Origin of the sequence: Janthinobacterium amylolyticum, assembly GCF_051380655.1 — a bacterium.
Classification (GTDB): Bacteria; Pseudomonadota; Gammaproteobacteria; order Burkholderiales; family Burkholderiaceae_D; genus Janthinobacterium.
In genome coordinates this window covers 251,543-268,503 of record NZ_JBNYXL010000008.1, presented here as the reverse complement: position 1 = coordinate 268,503, position 16,961 = coordinate 251,543, and the positions used below count along the sequence as shown (strand labels likewise).

Here is a 16,961-nt window from a genome sequence, read left to right as displayed (position 1 = left end):
GCAATAACTATAAGGGAGATTCACGATGAAATTGAAGTTCACGGTCTTCGCGGCTGCGGCCATGCTCGTGTCGAGTGCGGCCCTGGCTGACGCCAAGCAGGCGCAAACCTGGATCGACAAGGAATTCCAGCCATCCAGCCTGAGCAAGCAGCAACAGCTTGCTGAAATGCAGTGGTTCATTGATGCGGCCGCCAAGCTGAAGGCCAAGGGCATCAAGGAAATTTCTGTTGTCTCGGAAACCATCGACACCCACGTCTACGAATCGAAGACCCTGGCCAAGGCCTTCGAGGAAATCACGGGCATCAAGGTGCGCCACGACATCATCCAGGAAGGCGACGTGGTGGAAAAGCTGCAGACCTCCATGCAGTCGGGCAAGAGCATCTATGACGGCTGGATTTCCGATTCCGACCTGATCGGCACCCACTACCGCTACGGCGCCGTCGAGCCGTTGTCCGACTACATGGCCGCCAAGGGCAAGGAATTTACCAATCCTGGCCTGGACCTGAAGGACTTCATCGGCATCAGCTTTACCACGGCGCCCGATGGCAAGGTGTATCAATTGCCCGACCAGCAATTCGCCAACCTGTACTGGTTCCGCGCCGACTGGTTCGCCCGCAAGGATTTGCAGGCCAAGTTCAAGGCCAAGTACGGCTACGAGCTGGGCGTGCCGCAAAACTGGTCCGCGTATGAAGACATCGCCGATTTCTTCACGAATGACGTGAAGGAACTGGACGGCAAGAAAGTCTATGGCCACATGGATTACGGCAAGAAAGATCCGTCGCTGGGCTGGCGCTTCACCGATGCGTGGCTGTCGATGGCTGGCGCGGCCGACAAAGGCATTCCGAACGGCATGCCTGTCGATGAATGGGGCATCAGGGTGGCGGCCGACAAGTGCACGCCCGTGGGCGCCTCGATGTCGCGCGGCGGCGCCACCAATTCGCCGGCGGCCGTGTTTGCGCTGACGAAATATATCGACTGGATGAAGAAATACGCGCCGCCGCAGGCGAACGGCATGAATTTCTCGGAATCGGGGCCCGTGCCGGCGCAGGGTGAAATCGCCCAGCAGATTTTCTGGTACACGGCATTTACGGCCGGCATGACGAAACCGGGCTTGCCGGTGGTGAACAAGGACGGCACGCCGAAATGGCGCATGGCGCCGTCGCCGCACGGTCCGTACTGGAAAGAGGGCATGCAGAACGGCTACCAGGACGTGGGTTCCTGGTTCCTGTTCAAGTCCACGCCGGATGACCGCAAGGCCGCCGCCTGGCTGTACGCGCAATTCGTCACGTCGAAAACCGTGTCGCTGAAGAAATCGATTGTCGGCCTGACGTTTATCCGCGATTCCGACATCCGCCACGATTACTTCACGAAACATGCGAACGAATACGGCGGCTTGATCGAGTTCTACCGCAGTCCGGCCCGCGTGGCGTGGACGCCGACAGGCAACAACGTGCCCGACTATCCGAAGCTGGCCCAGCTGTGGTGGAAAAACGTGGCCACGGCCATCACGGCGGAAAAAACGCCACAAGCCGCCATGGACAACCTGGCCGAGGAAATGGACCAGGTCATGGCGCGGCTGCAGCGGGCCGGCATGAAGGCGTGCGCGCCCAAGCTCAATCCGAAGGTTGATCCGAATCAGTATCTGTCGGACCAGCACGCCCCATGGAAAAAGCTGGCGAATGAAAAGCCGAAGGGTGAAACGATTGCCTACGATAAATTATTGCAGGCTTGGAAGGAAGGCAAGGTGCGGTAGTCGTGTAAACTTCTGCCGCCGTTGTCCTGAGGCACGGAGCGCTATGGCTCCGTGCCTGTTTTTACCGAATCCCGCACCACCAGACCATGACCAAATACATACTTGCTTTAGACCAGGGCACCACCAGTTCGCGCGCCATCCTGTTCGACCATGCGGGCCGGCCGCACGCCAGCGCACAGCGCGAGTTCCGCCAGATTTTCCCCCAGCCGGGCTGGGTCGAGCATGACGCCGCTGAAATCTGGGCCTCGCAAGAGGGCGTGCTGCACCAGGTCTTGCGCGACAGCGGCGTGGCCGCAGCCGACGTGGCCGCCATCGGCGTCACCAACCAGCGCGAAACGACGGTGCTGTGGGACCGTGCCACGGGCGAACCCGTCGCCAACGCCATCGTCTGGCAAGACCGCCGCAATGCCGCCTTCTGCGAACAGCTGGTCGAGCAGGGCAAGGCGGAGCTGATCCAGCAAAAGACGGGCCTGGTACTGGACGCGTATTTTTCCGCCACCAAGCTCAAATGGCTGCTCGACAACGTGGCCGGCGCCCGCGCGCGCGCCGAACGGGGCGAGCTGGCCTTCGGCACCGTCGATAGCTGGCTGATCTACAAGATGAGCGGCGCCCACTTGACGGACACGAGCAACGCGGCGCGCACCATGCTGTTCAATATCCACACCCTGCAGTGGGACACGGATTTGCTGGCGCTGCTGGACATTCCCGCGTCCTTGCTGCCCGACGTCGTGCCATCGAGCGGCGTGGCCGCGTACACGCATGCGGCCTTGCTGGGCGTGTCCGTGCCCATTGCCGGGATCGCGGGCGACCAGCAGGCGGCCACCTTCGGCCAGGCCTGCTTGAAACCGGGCATGGCCAAGAATACCTACGGCACGGGCTGCTTCATGCTGATGAACGTCGGCAAGCGGCCCCTGCAGTCGAAAAACCGCCTGTTGATGACGGTGGGCTGGAGCCTGGGTGCCGCTGCCAATCAGACCGATTACTTGCTCGAAGGCAGCGCCTTTATCGCCGGCGCCGCCGTGCAATGGATGCGCGACGGTATCGGCATCATCCGCGATTCGTCGGAAGTGGAAGCGCTGGCCACCAGCGTGCCCGATTCGGGCGGCCTGGTTTTCGTGCCGGCGTTCGCTGGCCTCGGTGCGCCGTACTGGGACCCGTATGCGCGCGGCACCCTGATCGGCATCACGCGCGGCACGGGCAAGGCGCACATCGCGCGCGCGGCGCTGGAAGGCGTGGCCTACCAGAACGTCGACGTCTTGTCCGCTATGCAGGACGATGCGGGCATCGCGCTTTCCGAACTGCGCGTCGATGGCGGCGCGGCACGCAACGACATGCTGATGCAGTTCCAGGCCGACATATTAAATGTGCCCGTGGTGCGCCCCGTGGTGACGGAAACGACGGCCCTGGGCGCCGCCTACCTGGCGGGCCTGGCCGTGGGCTTCTGGGCGTCGGAAGAAGAAATCGCCGCCCAATGGCAGGTGGGCCGCCGTTTCGAACCGGCCATGGCGGCCGACGAACGCTTGAGCCGGCTGCACAAGTGGCAGCGCGCCGTGGAACGCTCGCGCGACTGGAGCGAGTGACAGCTTACTGGCGTGCCACGGCTTTTAACAGGCGCGGCAGCAGCAGGGCCGCGCCGCTGGCGCACAGAGCGCTGGCGGCGTAGGCCAGGATCGGCGTGATCGACGGCGTGGCAAATGCCAGCACGAAACTGCCGTACAGCACCACGCCGCACAGCGCACCGGCGCAGGCCGATGGCAGGCGGCCGATTGTTGCATTTCGGCGCTGCGCCACTGCGCCAAAGGCGGCGATGCATATGCCCAGCACCAGCGCGCCAAATAGATACAGGGTGGCAGCGGCGCCGATCGGCTCCGCATCGGTGGCGGCCATCGACGGTACGGCGCAGGCCGCTACCACGCCAAAACCGGCGGCAAACAACAGTGGTCTCATCTTCCTGCTTTCACATAGTAGACGGCATAGCCGACGGTTTCGCGCGGCACGGAATACAGGTCGCGCAGTTCGAAGTAGGGCGCGTGCACGTTGCCGCTGACGGCGATGCCGGCCCGTTCCAAGGCCAGCCGGAAGCGTGGGACGTGAAAATACTGCGTGGCCACCATGGCCGTCCGCCAGCCCTGCGCGCGCATCAGAATGGCCGCGTTGTGCGCCGTGGCTTCCGTGGTCCAGCCTTGATTGTCCTCGATGATGGCGCTGGCCGGTACGCCGCGCGACCGCAGGTAGCGCGCCATGGAAGCGGCCTCGTCGAACCCTTCCTTGCCCGTCGCCCCGCTGACGAGGATGCGCGGCGCCCTGTGTTCCTGGAACTGCTTTACAGCCGCGTCGAGCCGCGCCTGCAGGCGGGGGCTGGGCGTGCCGTCCGGCATGATGGTGTTGCCCGGCACGACGATGACGTCGGCGTGGGCTTCCTTGTCGTTGAGTCCTGCCAGCACCAGGGTGGCGGTAGCCAGCAGGAAAATCATTAGCGCCAGCAGGGCGCCTATTTTCAATCTACGCATCGTCATGCATCCGGCAAGTTTTTTCGTGAGCGCGACTGTAGCAGATCGCGTGCCGGTTTGACTGTTCCCAAGCCGGCGCAAACGGCCTGCCTTCCGTGCTAAGCTTGGCGATCAGGCAAGCTTGGCCTGCCCACCCAGCATTGGAGAACCCGCATGACAGCCATTTCCAGCCTGTTGATCGCCATGGCCTTTGCCGCACAGTCGGGCCAGTATGAAGCTGCGGGCCAGTATGGGCGCCAGGAGCGGGCACAGCGTGGCGAGGATATCCAGCTTGTGTGTTACGGTGAGGCGGAGAAGACCACGCTGGAAAACCACTCCGGCATGGAATGGGATGACGACAAGCACAAGTATGTGCAGAAATCCACCCTGGAGACAGGCAAGAGTCATTTCGATACGGCCGTCAATGTCAGCGTGCAGGGCAGCGCGGCGCAGATCCGCTTGCCGAAACAGCTGGTGCCGCCTATCCACGGCGACAGCAACAATGGCTGGTGGGACTTGATGGACCTGGTCGTCGGCCACGACGAGATACGTGGCCGTTTCCAGCTCAATAGCCTGAACCGTCCCACAGTGGTGATCAACCGCCGCAGCGGCGTGATCACGGTCGACGGCATGATCAAGTTCAGCGGGCGCTGCGACGCCGATGACGGGCACCGGCGCTTTTAGTCACGCTATCAGACAGCGGAAGCAGCCTTGCGCGCGCGCTGGTTCGACAGATAAATATTGTCCATTTCCAGTGGCTTGCCTTCGCGCACGGCATCGAGCCAGTCCTGCGTGCTGGCCACGGCGGCGAAATTCGAGTGGAATACGGTGCTGAATACGCGGTGGATGTCCTCGGCGCTGGCCTTGCCGCCCGCATTCGCGTACGACAGGGTGCCCGTGGCGTCCTGCAGGAATTCCACCTGCAAGCCATCGTGCGCGGCCTGGTAGATGGTGGCAGCGTCGCAGTTGTGCGTCATGTAACCGATCACCGTCAATGTGTCGATGCCGCGGCCCTCCAGCCAGGCGCGCAGGTCCGTGCCCGCAAAGGCGCTGCCCATGGCCTTGTTGATGTGGTGGTCAGCCTGGAAGGCGGCCACTTGCGGGTGCAGCTGCCAGCCATCGCTGCCTTTGGCAAAGATGGGCGAGGCTTCCGGCGCGTCATGCTGGACGACGATCACGGGCACGCTGGCGGCGCGCGCGGCGGCCATGGCTTGCACGATGTTAGGCAGGGAAATGTCGACGGACGGATATTCGATGGGCATGTCGCCCGTGAAGTATTCATTTTGCACGTCGATGACGAGCAGGGCGCGGCGTGGGGTGCTGGACATGGGTTCTCCTTGAGTGGTTGAAAGAGGAAACAGCTCCTCGATACAGCCATTTTCGGCCCGCGCGGCGCAAACAAAAAGTGGCCCGAAGGCCTATCTGCGATAAAATCGGGCCATGACTACCTTTCTTGCCCCTAGCGCCCCCCTGACCGTGGCCGTGATCGCCTTCGACGGCATGACGCCATTTCATCTGTCCGTGCCTTGCCTGGTGTTCGGCGAACAATTTGACGAGCCTGGCTTGCCGCGCTTCAGCGTGCGGGTGTGCGCGGCCGATGCCTTGCCGCTGCGCACGCCTGCGGGTTTCAACATCACGCCCGAGTTCGGCCTCGAAGGCTTGCATGGCGCCGATATCGTCATCATGCCGGCCTGGCGCGACGATTGCAGCGCGGCGCCGGAAGCCCTGGTCGCGGCCTTGCAAGCGGCCAGCGCGCGCGGTGCGCGCATGGTGGGCCTGTGCCTGGGTGCGTTTCCCCTGGCGCAGGCGGGCTTGTTGGACGGCAAGAGCGCGGCCACGCACTGGGGCATGGCCGATCAGCTGGCGGCACGCTATCCGAAAGTCAAGGTCGCGCGCGAGGTGCTGTACGTGGACGATGGCGGCGTGCTGACGTCCGCTGGCGTGGCCGCCGGCCTCGATTGCTGTCTGCACCTGCTGCGCCAGCTGGCCGGCGCCGAGGTGGCCAACCGGGTGGCGCGGCGCTTGCTGGTGGCGCCGCACCGGCAGGGCGGACAGGCGCAGTTCATCGAGCGCCCGCTGCCCGTGTCCGGCAGCGAAGGGCGCTTCGCCGAGGTGCTGGCCGGCGTGACGGCCAGCCTGGGCCAGGCGCACAGCATCGATGCGCTGGCCGAGCGGGCCGCCATGAGCCGGCGCAACTTTACCCGCCATTTCCGCCAGGCGACGGGCACGTCCTTCAAGCAATGGCTGCTGAACCAGCGCCTGGCGCATGCGCAGGGCCTGCTGGAAAAAAGCGCGGCCTCCATCGATGTGGTGGCGCAGGAGGCGGGCTTTGGCACGGCCCTGTCGCTGCGCCAGCATTTCCGCGCGCACTTGCAGACCTCGCCCTCGGCCTACCGCAAGCTGTTCCGGCAGCAGCTAGGGCCGGTCGGGGAAAGCTAGCCGTGCCGGGTCACGGCCGCCTTCGGCCAGCTGCGCGCTGACCGCGATCTGGCGCGCGAGGAAGGTGGCCGCATCAAAGCCATAGCGTTCCTGGAACGAGACAGTTTCCGCGCCCATCAGTTCCGCATAGGTTTGCATCAGGGTCAAGGCGCAGCGCACATTGTTTTGCTCTAGATAGGTGTCGATGGCGGCCAGCAGCACGCGATAATCCGCGTTTTCCTTGCTGCCGCCAAAGTGGAACGACAGCTGCCCGCAGGCGCGCCAGATGGGGTCAGTCGCCGTGTCCGGCATCGTTTGCGTGCGCAGCCATTGCAGGGCTTTCAACGGCGGGCCGCCAAACGATGGGGGGGAAATGATGGCCTGGATGGCTACCCTGACGGCGTCATCCATTCTTCCCGCGCGCACGTACTGGCCATGCAGCAGCACCAGCGCTTCCGTGTATTCGGGCAAGAGGGCCAGCGCCGCTTCCAGCAGCGCGATGGCGGCTGCCGGGTTTTGCTGCGCAATCCATTCTTTCGCTGCCAGGCAGGCGCCGCGCGGCGAGGCGGGGTCGTCGGCCAGCGTTGGCGTGCCGACATACTCGTCGTCCGCTGCCGCATAGCCTTGCAGGAACGCGGCCAGGCTGGAAAAATGCGGCTGCAGCCGCCATTCGTCGTGCCACGTTTCGACCACGATCGGTTCGCTGGCCTCGTGGCCGATGGGCCAGTACAGGCCGAAGGTATCGCCATTGCCCAGTGCGCCTTCGGCAAAGGGAATGAAGCCGAGGGGCGGGTAGGCGGTGCTGTGGTGCCAGTCTTGCTCCAACGAAATGTGGGCCAGGTTTGCAGGGAGTTGCATTGAGGTCGGGTGTGAAAAAAATGCCAGTGTAAAACAAGTGCGCGCTCACCGGCGTTCCCCATGGCAAGGCATAGCGGCATGCGGCGCCGCGCCGATGGCCGATGGCGGAACTGCTAAAATACGGGCTTCTTCGCGCCAGGCGATTTCCCCATGTCCAGCACAGCACACCCAGCAATTGACCTCAGCTTTCGCAGCTATCGGGACATCGGCGCGCCGAACCGGCATGACTTCGTGCAACTGGTGCTGCCCGTGTACGGCCAGTTGCAGCTGGACATCGATGGCAGGCAGGGGAAAGTCGATGCGCAGCGGGGCGTGGTGATCGCCGCCAGCACCTGGCACGCCCAGCATAGCCAGGTGACCAACCACTCCATCATCCTCGACGTGGGGGCGGCGGCCGTGGCGCGCGGCGGCTGGCAGCGCTTGCTGGAGGGGCCCTACACGGCGATCGGGCCAGGCGCCCGCAAGCTGATCGAATATCTGGGCCTGATGGCGCAGCAGCAGGCGCTGACGCCGGCCGTCATCCATGGCTGGACGCCGCTGCTGCTCGATACCCTGCTGCTGCCAGGGCCGCAGGCCCGCTCGCGGCTGGCTGCGCTGATGGTTCGCGTGCAGGCCCAGCCGGGCTTGCCGTGGTCGACGGCATCGATGGCGCGTTTCGCCAACCTCAGTATTAGCCGCTTGCATGCACTGTTCCGCGAGGAAATGGATACCAGTCCGCATGCCTGGCTGCAACAGCAGCGCATCGCGCGCGCCTGCGACTTGCTGGCGACAAGCGACGCCAGCATTGCCGAGATCGCGCTGGCCACCGGCTTTTCCGAGCAGAGCGCGCTGACGCGGGCCATGCGCGACAGCATCGATGCCACGCCGGCAGCCTACCGGCGCCAATCTCGCGAGACGCCGTCAAAAACGCAATAGACTCCGCCAAGAAACGGCGCGCCGGACCCGCCACAATCTCCTTTTCAGGAGATAGAAAATGATTCAAGAGAACAAGACCGGGCTGGGAATCATGGCCGGCATCGGCGCGGGCGCGCTGTGGGGGCTGGTGTTCCTGGCGCCGGCACTGCTTCCCGCCTTCCAGCCGCTGGAATTATCGGTGGGACGCTACCTGGCGTACGGCCTGATCGCGGCCGCGCTGATCGCGCCGGCATGGCGGCGCCTGCTGCGCACATTGACCTGGCGCGAGTGGCGCGCACTGGTCTGGCTGAGCCTGACAGGCAATATCGTGTATTACGTGCTGCTGGCCAGCGCCGTGCAGACGGGCGGGGTGGCGATGACGTCGATGGTGATCGGCCTGCTGCCGCTGGTCGTCACCGTGGTCGGCAGCCGCGACCGCCATGCCGTGCCGCTGAGCAAACTGATCCCTTCGCTGTTGCTGAGCGCGGGCGGGCTGGCCTGTATCAGCTGGCAGTCGCTGGCCGCTCCCGGCCATGCATCCTGGCTGGGGCTGCTGTGCGCGCTGGCGGCGTTGCTGTCGTGGACGGCGTATGCGGTCGGCAATAGCCGCTGGCTGGGGCAGCTGCGCGCGGTCTCGGCGCAGGAATGGAATCTGTTGACGGGCGTGGTCACGGGCGTCGTGGCGTTGCTGCTGGCCATTCCTGTCTCCATGGCGGCCACCGGCCAGCATGGCGCCACGGCCTGGCTGCGGTTTACGGGTGTCGTCATGGGCGTGGCACTGCTGTGTTCCGTCGTCGGCAACGGCTTGTGGAACCATGCCAGCCGCCTGCTGCCGCTGACGATGGTGGGGCAGATGATCGTCTTCGAATTCCTGTTTGCCTTGCTGTATGGCTATGTCTGGGAGCAGCGCTGGCCCACGCCGGTGGAAGCGGCGGCGGCGATGCTGCTGCTGGCGGGCGTGCTGGCGTGCGCGCTGGCGCATCGGGTGGAGCAGCCGGCCGCAGCTGTCTGCCCGTGATCAGCGTCCGCTGCCATGCGCGTTCAGCAGGCGCAGCGTCGTGATGGTGGTCATCAGGTCGGAGAAGGACTCGGCGTGCATCTTGCGCATGACGCTGGCGCGGTGCAATTTGACCGTATGCTCCACAGTGCCAAGTTCGGCTGCGATCTGCTTGTTCAGCCGGCCGGATACCACCAGTTCCATGACTTGGCGTTCGCGCTTTGTCAGCCTGCCCAGCCGCAATTCGATCGAGCGCAGCAGCGTCTGATCCGCGATCAGCCTGCGGTTTAGCGCCAGCGCCAGTTTCACGGCGTCGAGCAGGCGCAGGGCGTCGACGGGTTTGGTCAGAAAATCAAACGCGCCCAGTTTCATGGCCTTGACGCTGCTGGCCACGTCGCCATCGCCAGTCAGGAAAATGACCGGCAGCAGCGACTCGCAACGTAGCAGGTGTTCTTGCAACAGGGAACCGGACATGGCGGGCATGGACAGGTCAAGCACAATGCAGCCCGCTTGCTGCAAGTCGGCGCTCGCGAGAAAATCTTCCGCCGAAGAACATGCCTGGACATGGTAGCTGCCGCACGACAGGATTCTTTCCAGCGCCCGCAAAATGAACGGGTCGTCATCGACGAGGAAAACGCAGGGCGTGGCGGTGGTGGCGTTATTCATCGGTGGGAATGGTGAATTCAATGATGGAACCGAAGGGGTAAGAGGCGCGGGCCCAGATCTCGCCATAATGGGCCACGATGATTTTCTTGCAGATGTTCAGGCCCAGCCCCATGCCGCCCTCCTTGGTGGTGTAGAAGGCATCGAATATTTTCTCGTGATGTTCGGGCGGCAAGCCGACGCCCGTATCGCTGACGGTAAACAGCGCATATTTCCCCAGATAGCGGCGGACCGACAGGTAGACGCATTTGCGTTCGTCCGGCTGGTCCTTGACCGCTTCAATCGCATTCGACAGCAAATTGATCATGACTTGCTGAATCTGCACCAGGTCGCCACTGATGGAGAGCGCATGGTCGCCATATTCGCTCAGGCGGATGTTTTTGAGGCGCAAGTCATGCTGCAGAAACTGGCGCGCACTGGCCAGCACATCATTGACAGGGATGCTGCCGGTCACGCGTTTGCCGGGGTACAGCAGGCGCCTGATTTTCGTGATCACCGTGGCAGCCAGCTTCGCCTGGTCGATGATGTCGCGCGTGATGGCCAGCTGCGCCGATTCATTCAAATGCCGGTTCCTGAGCATGAACTCGGTCGCCTGGGCATTGCTGAGGATCGCCGTGAGGGGCTGGCTTAACTCGTGGGCGATGGCGCCGCACAATTCACCGGCCAGGGTGACGCGCGACAGGTGCAGCAGCTTGAGTTCGTTGTCCTGCAGCGCGATGGTCGATTCCAGTTCGCGCGACCTGGCCAGTTCCATCTCCCGCCGCATGGTTTTCATGGCATGGGCGATGGAGAAACTCAGGGCGACCACGGAAAAAATCGTGCTTTCCGCCAGATAGAAATTACGTTCAAACAAATGCTGGGAGCTGAAGAGATTATCCAGGCTGAGCAGTTTTAATGACAGCGAAGTGCCGAGCGGCAAAAAGGCGACCAGCAAGAAAATGGCATGCGTATTTTTATCCAGGCACAGGCGTATGGTGAGTATCAGCAAGATGCCGATATTAAATAGCACTAGCACGGCATTGGCAGCATGGCCCGCCGCATGGCCAAGCAGGAATGCCAGCGGGGAGATGAGCAACAGTATGATGGTAATGATGTGATAAATTTCCATCAGAATGTTGGGCGGCTGCTCCGACATTTTCAGGTATATTTTTGCGAAAACAAAAAAGAAGAACATGCATAGCGCAAAGGAGAATGGCAGCAGGGGATTATTGAAATCCGGTTGTTTTGGATGAATGAATTCCGTGCTGACGCCATAATAAACGCAGGTGTTAATAATCAGCAGCATGAGAAACACTGCGTAGATAATGTGGATTTTCTCTTTGGTTGAAATAAATAGAAACACGCTGTAAATGCAGAAGGCCAGTAGGCAGCCAAAATACATGCCTGTCAACAGGTGCTCCCTGGACTTTTCCAGGGAAAACGCATCGCTGGTCTGCACGGCAAGGTTCAGGGGTTCCTGAAAGCCGTCAAAACTGGCCAGCCTCGCATATACGGCCAGTCGTTGCCCGGCCGCCATCGTCAAGGGCAGTGACAAGGTCAGCGATTTTTGATAGCGGAAATTGAAATCGCGCCTGTCGCCGCTGCGGACGCTTGTCAGGAGCCGCCCGTCGGTCCGGTCCAGCACATGCCAGTCTACGTAGTCCTGCAGGGGCGTGCCCAGGTCGATGGTCACTGGCAGCGCCTGCTGGCCTGAGTTGTCCAGATTGAACCTGATCCACCAGCAGGCGCCGGTGAAGCCGAAATTGGACGCCTGGCCCGTCACCGTGGTCCAGTGGGCGCTGTGCCTGGTCTCATCGAATTGTTGCTCGCATGTTTTGTCTTCCAGCACCTGGTAATGCCGCAGCCTGCCCAGGTCCGCCGCTTGCGCGACATCCAGCGAGGCCGCTTCCGGCACCCGGCCATGCGCCGCCAAAGCGCATATGCCGATCAGTAGATAAAAGATGAAGCAACGAATAAGCAGGCGGTAATTTTTATTGCAGGTATTTTCCTTGCATTCCCTAAAAAGCAACATTGTATTTATTCCCATGCATGAAGCGATTTAGCTGAAAGCTCAGCGTGTGATCGTACGGCTTCCGTGTGCCTTTATCAATAGAACCAAGGTGTAGTACCACTTAATTGATGACAAATGTACCGTGTAGTAATTGAATTTCCAAGTGGAAATATTTTCTGGCTATGGTGAATAAGAAAATATTAATAAAATTTAATTTACTTAAATACATGCTTGCTTAAATGGGAAGTATGGCTTTGTTATCGATCATGACCATGCGGGGAGTTGGGATGCGTGCATTGCACAGGAAGATGGCGGAAATAGGCAGGGTGGTACATGCCGGCGCACATGATACTTCGCAGCAACGATATTTTCATCGGGAATTAAAGTCGCCGAGTCTTGCATTGCAATACATGGCCTTGATTGGCGTGTTGGCAACTTATGCCATGGCCAGCAGCTTGTTGTATGCGCTGGGAATGGAATTTGTTGTCTGTGTCACCGGTGTTTTGCTGGGAATTGCAATCAGCAGCATGGCGCGCAATTTGCGTTATTTGAATGTCGGCGGACTGGTGACCACCATTTTTTCATCTATCGCTTTTCGCATGCTGCTGTCGGCCAGCGGTCTCGGCGATTACTGGGTCTTCCCCCTGGGTGTACTGATGACCTTGTCCATTTCCGCCATCGCCAGCGATCCCTTGACCTATCTGATCCTGATCCTGGTGGCGTGGCTGTTACTGGGATTGGGTGGTTTCGAGCAGGCGCTGCTGGCCAGCGGCGACTGGTCGCTCTTGTATGCGGCAGCGGCGGTGGTGACCGGTTTGCTTTTCAGCAGCTGTTTTTTTCGATTGCGCTATTCGAATCATGTCGCCACGGCGCGCCTGGAAGATATGGCTTACCGCGATTATCTGACAGGCATACCGAACCGCCGCTGTTTTCTCGATGCGCTGCATGCGGTCATGAATGATGGCAAGCCCCCGCACGGTTATCTGCTGATGGCCGATGTCGATGATTTTAAAAAGATCAACGATGAACTGGGACACGAGGCCGGCGATATCGTCTTGCGCGAACTGGGGCAGATTATCGCCGCGGCGGCGGGCACTTTTCCGCACGGGCGCATCGGCGGCGAGGAATTTGCCATGCTCATCGATGGCGACCTGGCCTGCGTGGCGCGCGTGGCGGAACAGCTGCTGGAGGCGGTGCGGCGCTTGGCCGTGGTCCAGCGGGGCGTGACCATCAGCGTCGGCATCGCGCGTGTGCAGGGGCCTGTCCTGGCGGACAGCTTCCGGCACGCCGATGAGGCGCTGTATGAAGCGAAATTGTCCGGCAAGGATTGCGTCGTCTTTCATGGCGGCGCGTCCGGCCAGGGACAGGCCAGCGCAGGCAGGGAAATGCATCAGAAATCAGGCGGGTAACCGCCACTCCACACAGGGAAAATGATATGAACATCCGTACGATCAAGGGTAAATTGGCCATGGCGTTCGCCGGACTGGCGCTGATGGTGCTGGCCGTTTCCGGGCTTTCCATCACATCGCTGCTCGATGCGAATGCGCGTTTTGATTCCTACCTGAGCGAAACGAATGCCCGCTCGGTGCTGGTCACCAAATTGCAGGAGGCGGTCGACAACCGGGCGATTTCCGCGCGCAACCTGCTGCTGTTTACGAATGCGCAAGATATCGCACAGGAAAAAGATCGGGTTGCCGACGCTCATGCCCGGGTGCAAGCGTCGTTGGGGCAATTGCAGCGCAGTGCGGCGCAATCGACGGAAATTACAGAGACAGCTACCCGGCTGATACGCGAAATGGAAGCGGTGGAAGCCCAGTATGGCCCGGTGGCCCTGTCCATTGTCGAGCTGGCCTTAACGGGCCAGCAGGCTGCCGCCATCGACAAGCTGAACCGCGAATGCCAGCCGCTGCTCATGCGCCTGGAAAAGACTACCGGTGAATATGCGCGCTATGCCGAGAGCCGGGCCGAAGTGCGCTTGTTGGCAGGCAAGCAGGCGTTTGCCGCCCAGCGCAACATACTCGTGGGCGTTTGCCTGCTGGCATTTATTGCCGCCGGCGCCGCCGGCGTGTGGATCGCCCGCACCTTGTTCCGCTCGCTGGGCAGCGAGCCGGCACTGCTGGGCGCCGCGGCGCAAAAGGTCGCCGACGGCGATTTGCGCCTGGCCGTTGACCATGCCGTGGCGCCGGCCGGCAGCGTCATGCATTCGCTGGTGGCGATGCAGGCTGCCCTAGCGGCGATGGTGGGGCAGGTGCGGCAGGCATCGCAGACGATCTCTACGGGGTCCGCGGAAATCGCCATGGCCAATACCAGCCTGAGCTTGCGTACCGAGGAGCAGGCATCGAGCCTGCAGCAGACGGCGGCGTCAATGGAGGAATTGACGGGCGCGGTCAGCAACACTGCGCACGCGGCCAGCAAGGCTGCGGAACTGGCCACGTCCGCATCGCAAGTGGCCAGCCGTGGTGCCGACGTGGTCGCCCGGGTGGTGCAGACCATGACTGCGATCAATGCTGGCTCGCAACGCATTGCCGATATTCTCGGCACCATCGACGGCATTGCCTTCCAGACCAATATCCTGGCCTTGAATGCGGCGGTCGAGGCGGCCCGCGCGGGCGAGGAAGGACGGGGGTTTGCCGTGGTCGCCAGCGAAGTGCGCAACCTGGCGCAGCGCAGTGCGGTGGCAGCCAAGGAAATCAAGGTCTTGATTGACGCCTCCGTGGCCAGCGTGGCGTCGGGCAGCCGCCTGGTGCAGGACGCGGGCGTGACAATGGATGAAATCGTCGATAGCGTCGGCCATGTGGTGGCCATCATCGGCGAAATCAGCGCTTCTGCCAGCGAGCAGAGCGATGGCATCGGCCAGGTCAATGTGGTGGTGAGCCAGCTCGACCGCATGACGCAGGAGAATGCGGCGATGGTGGAGCAAACGGCGGCGGCCGCCGATCAGCTGAAGGACCAGGCCATACAGATGGCGGCGCTGGTTGGCACGTTCCGGATCGGCGACGATGTGCATGATGGGAAGGGCGGGGCGCTCAAGGCGGTTGCCAGGGGCAGTGGCGCGCGCCAGCTCGGGCTTGGCGCCGTCGCCGCGCCACAGGCTGGCTGATTGTCATGGACGCTGCTGGCCGGCGCGGCGACGACCCGGGCGCTTGCGACGCTGCTACCCCTGTCGTGGCGGGGGAAGGGCGAGACGCTTCAGTCGCGCTCCGGCACCGGCACGTTGAAACCGTTCAGCGTGGTCGAGACCAGCGCATACAGGCCCACCAGATAGATCAGCTCGTTGGTGCCGTGCTGGCCAAAGGTCGCCAGTGCCAGCCGGTACAGCGGCTCCGGCAAGGTGCCGCCGCCGCTGAGCGCATAGGCCAGGTCGTAGGCGATGCTTTCCTGCTTGTCCAGGTCGACCGGCTTGACGCCGGCCACCAAGGTGGCCAGGCGTTCGGCCGGCATGCCTTCGCGCTCCGCGACGGCGATGTGGGCATAGATTTCATAGGCCGCGTTGTAGCGCGCGCCCACCACCAGGATGGCGATCTGGCGCACCTTCTCGGGCAAGCTGGCATTGGCCGTCATGGCCAGGGTCAGGTCCCAGATGGCCTTGCCGATGGCCGGTTCGTGCAGCCACGGATTCCACGGACCCATCAGGGCGCCGTCGTCGCGCACGGCGATGAAATCGTTGAAATTGCTGCTGATGCCCTGGCGCATGGCGTCATACAGCGGCTGTTGTTCTGGTGTCAGGTCTTGCGGAGCGATCAGGGGCAGGCGCATGCAAACTCCTTGCTGGGGTGGTGGACGGCGGGACGCCGGAGCCGCAGCCAGTATAGCCAGCCTGGCTGGCAGCCTGCTTGCGCTGTCGTGCGCGGACCACCGCCCGCCCCAGGCCTGCACCGATGGGCAGCTACTTTCTCGGCTCGTGTATGCGGAATTTCCTGACGATGCCCGCCTGGTCGAACATGACGGCCACTTCGCGCGTGCCTTTCTGGCCCAGCAGGGGGATCAGGCGCGTCACGCTGGGCGTTTGCAGCTGGTTCTTGTAGACCCAGACTTCATAGCCGGGATCAAAGCTGACCACGGTGGCGTTGCCCAGGGCCGCATCGAGGTCGAGGCGGGTGGTCTTGCCGACGGTAATGTTCTGATAGATGGCGCCATTGTCCGGCGCGCGGTTGACTTTGTATTCACTGGCGGTGCACATGGCAACAGCCAGGCCCGCGAGGCAGGAAAATGCCAGTTTCATGAATGTGTTCATACGGACTCCCAGTGTGCATCACTGCTTCCAATCTCAGAGGGGACGGGCGTGATGTCAGGACTGGAGTGTGCTTGCGAAGCAGGCAATGTGCTACCAGATTATACAAAGTCGCAAAATGCGATGCCATCGGTACTGGCAGGCGGTACGTTCAGCGCTTCTGCAGCACCTCGGTCGAGAGCGCCAGCGTTTCCTTGATTTCTTCCATTACCACATAGCTTTTCGATTGCGCGGCGCCGGGCAGCTGCAACAGCATGTCGCCCAGCAATTTGCGGTACTCGGCCATTTCGTGGATGCGCGCCTTGATCAGGTAATCGAAGTCGCCCGACACCAGGTGGCATTCCTGCACCTCGGGAATCTGCAGCACTTCGCGGCGGAACTGCTCGAAGGCGGATGCGGATTTTTGATTCAAGGTAATCTCGACAAAGACCAGCAGCTTGGCGCCCAGCGCGGCCGGGTTGACCTTGGCGTGGTAGCCGGTGATGACGCCGTCGCGCTCCATGCGCTTGACCCGCTCGATGCAGGGCGTGATGGACAAGCCTACCTGTTCACCGAGGTCTTTCATCGAGATGCGGCCGTCCTGTTGCAGGATGCGCAGAATGTGGCGGTCCAGCTTGTCGAGGCCACGTGCCGATTCTTTAAGGATTCTCATGATTTATTGCTGAATA

At 62.1% G+C, this 16,961-nt stretch carries 17 protein-coding genes; 8 read left to right on the top strand and 9 right to left on the bottom strand.

From position 1 onward, the window contains the following. Positions 1 to 25: 25 nt before the first annotated feature. Together ACQ4WR_RS18755 and glpK are read left to right on the top strand one after the other, a co-directional pair. Positions 26 to 1,753 (top strand): ABC transporter substrate-binding protein, encoded by a 1,728-nt coding sequence (locus tag ACQ4WR_RS18755; protein ID WP_102293162.1) that lies wholly within the window; start codon positions 26 to 28, stop codon positions 1,751 to 1,753. Between the two features lie 86 nt (positions 1,754 to 1,839). Beyond that, positions 1,840 to 3,333, top strand: coding sequence for a glycerol kinase GlpK (glpK, locus tag ACQ4WR_RS18750; RefSeq protein WP_436489127.1), 1,494 nt, complete (start codon positions 1,840 to 1,842; stop codon positions 3,331 to 3,333). Between the two features lie 4 nt (positions 3,334 to 3,337). Here the strand turns inward: glpK and ACQ4WR_RS18745 are convergent, their stop codons facing one another. Both ACQ4WR_RS18745 and ACQ4WR_RS18740 read right to left on the bottom strand, forming a co-directional pair. Beyond that, complete coding sequence (locus ACQ4WR_RS18745) at positions 3,338 to 3,700, bottom strand: hypothetical protein (RefSeq protein ID WP_436489125.1); 363 nt, start codon at positions 3,698 to 3,700, stop codon at positions 3,338 to 3,340. Next, a complete protein-coding gene (locus ACQ4WR_RS18740; protein WP_436489123.1) occupies positions 3,697 to 4,263 on the bottom strand; it encodes a YdcF family protein in 567 nt (188 codons plus the stop codon). The genes ACQ4WR_RS18745 and ACQ4WR_RS18740 overlap by 4 nt, the downstream gene beginning before the upstream one ends. Positions 4,264 to 4,416: 153 nt before the next feature. On the opposite strand from ACQ4WR_RS18740, the gene ACQ4WR_RS18735 reads away from it, so the two are divergent. Beyond that, on the top strand, positions 4,417 to 4,926 hold the full coding sequence (locus ACQ4WR_RS18735) for a hypothetical protein (RefSeq protein WP_436489121.1): 510 nt from the start codon (positions 4,417 to 4,419) through the stop codon (positions 4,924 to 4,926). Positions 4,927 to 4,934: 8 nt separating this feature from the next. On the opposite strand, the gene ACQ4WR_RS18730 is transcribed toward ACQ4WR_RS18735, so the two are convergent. Continuing rightward, a complete protein-coding gene (locus tag ACQ4WR_RS18730; protein ID WP_436489119.1) occupies positions 4,935 to 5,570 on the bottom strand; it encodes a cysteine hydrolase family protein in 636 nt (211 codons plus the stop codon). Positions 5,571 to 5,712: 142 nt separating this feature from the next. On the opposite strand from ACQ4WR_RS18730, the gene ACQ4WR_RS18725 reads away from it, so the two are divergent. Next, complete coding sequence (locus ACQ4WR_RS18725) at positions 5,713 to 6,681, top strand: GlxA family transcriptional regulator (RefSeq protein ID WP_436489261.1); 969 nt, start codon at positions 5,713 to 5,715, stop codon at positions 6,679 to 6,681. Here ACQ4WR_RS18725 and ACQ4WR_RS18720 read toward each other — a convergent pair. Further along, positions 6,658 to 7,518 carry a tetratricopeptide repeat protein gene (locus ACQ4WR_RS18720; RefSeq protein ID WP_436489117.1) on the bottom strand — a complete coding sequence of 287 codons (861 nt, stop codon included), beginning with the start codon at positions 7,516 to 7,518 and terminating at the stop codon, positions 6,658 to 6,660. The genes ACQ4WR_RS18725 and ACQ4WR_RS18720 overlap by 24 nt on opposite strands. A 150-nt stretch (positions 7,519 to 7,668) precedes the next feature. On the opposite strand from ACQ4WR_RS18720, the gene ACQ4WR_RS18715 reads away from it, so the two are divergent. Together ACQ4WR_RS18715 and ACQ4WR_RS18710 are read left to right on the top strand one after the other, a co-directional pair. Next, positions 7,669 to 8,433, top strand: coding sequence for a helix-turn-helix domain-containing protein (locus ACQ4WR_RS18715; RefSeq protein WP_436489115.1), 765 nt, complete (start codon positions 7,669 to 7,671; stop codon positions 8,431 to 8,433). A gap of 58 nt (positions 8,434 to 8,491) precedes the next feature. Next, positions 8,492 to 9,430 (top strand): DMT family transporter, encoded by a 939-nt coding sequence (locus tag ACQ4WR_RS18710; RefSeq protein ID WP_436489114.1) that lies wholly within the window; start codon positions 8,492 to 8,494, stop codon positions 9,428 to 9,430. Here the strand turns inward: ACQ4WR_RS18710 and ACQ4WR_RS18705 are convergent, their stop codons facing one another. Then, a complete protein-coding gene (locus ACQ4WR_RS18705; protein ID WP_436489112.1) occupies positions 9,431 to 10,075 on the bottom strand; it encodes a response regulator transcription factor in 645 nt (214 codons plus the stop codon). After that, positions 10,068 to 11,984: a sensor histidine kinase gene (locus ACQ4WR_RS18700; RefSeq protein ID WP_180979305.1), complete on the bottom strand. Its 1,917-nt coding sequence runs from the start codon at positions 11,982 to 11,984 to the stop codon at positions 10,068 to 10,070. The genes ACQ4WR_RS18705 and ACQ4WR_RS18700 overlap by 8 nt, the downstream gene beginning before the upstream one ends. Before the next feature lie 326 nt (positions 11,985 to 12,310). Here ACQ4WR_RS18700 and ACQ4WR_RS18695 point away from each other — a divergent pair, with 326 nt between their 5' ends. After that, positions 12,311 to 13,471, top strand: a complete 1,161-nt coding sequence (locus tag ACQ4WR_RS18695) for a GGDEF domain-containing protein (protein ID WP_436489109.1) — start codon at positions 12,311 to 12,313, stop codon at positions 13,469 to 13,471. A 26-nt stretch (positions 13,472 to 13,497) separates the two neighbouring features. Then, positions 13,498 to 15,162: a methyl-accepting chemotaxis protein gene (locus tag ACQ4WR_RS18690; RefSeq protein WP_436489107.1), complete on the top strand. Its 1,665-nt coding sequence runs from the start codon at positions 13,498 to 13,500 to the stop codon at positions 15,160 to 15,162. An 89-nt stretch (positions 15,163 to 15,251) separates the two neighbouring features. Here ACQ4WR_RS18690 and ACQ4WR_RS18685 read toward each other — a convergent pair whose 3' ends face one another. The 3 genes from ACQ4WR_RS18685 to ACQ4WR_RS18675 all read right to left on the bottom strand — a co-directional run bounded on the left by ACQ4WR_RS18685 (position 15,252) and on the right by ACQ4WR_RS18675 (position 16,945). Beyond that, positions 15,252 to 15,818 (bottom strand): carboxymuconolactone decarboxylase family protein, encoded by a 567-nt coding sequence (locus tag ACQ4WR_RS18685; protein ID WP_436489106.1) that lies wholly within the window; start codon positions 15,816 to 15,818, stop codon positions 15,252 to 15,254. A 130-nt stretch (positions 15,819 to 15,948) separates the two neighbouring features. Beyond that, entirely contained in the window at positions 15,949 to 16,296 is a 348-nt protein-coding gene (locus tag ACQ4WR_RS18680) for a hypothetical protein (RefSeq protein WP_436489104.1), read from the bottom strand. A 148-nt stretch (positions 16,297 to 16,444) separates the two neighbouring features. Then, positions 16,445 to 16,945: an Lrp/AsnC ligand binding domain-containing protein gene (locus ACQ4WR_RS18675; protein ID WP_102293148.1), complete on the bottom strand. Its 501-nt coding sequence runs from the start codon at positions 16,943 to 16,945 to the stop codon at positions 16,445 to 16,447. Positions 16,946 to 16,961: the final 16 nt, after the last annotated feature.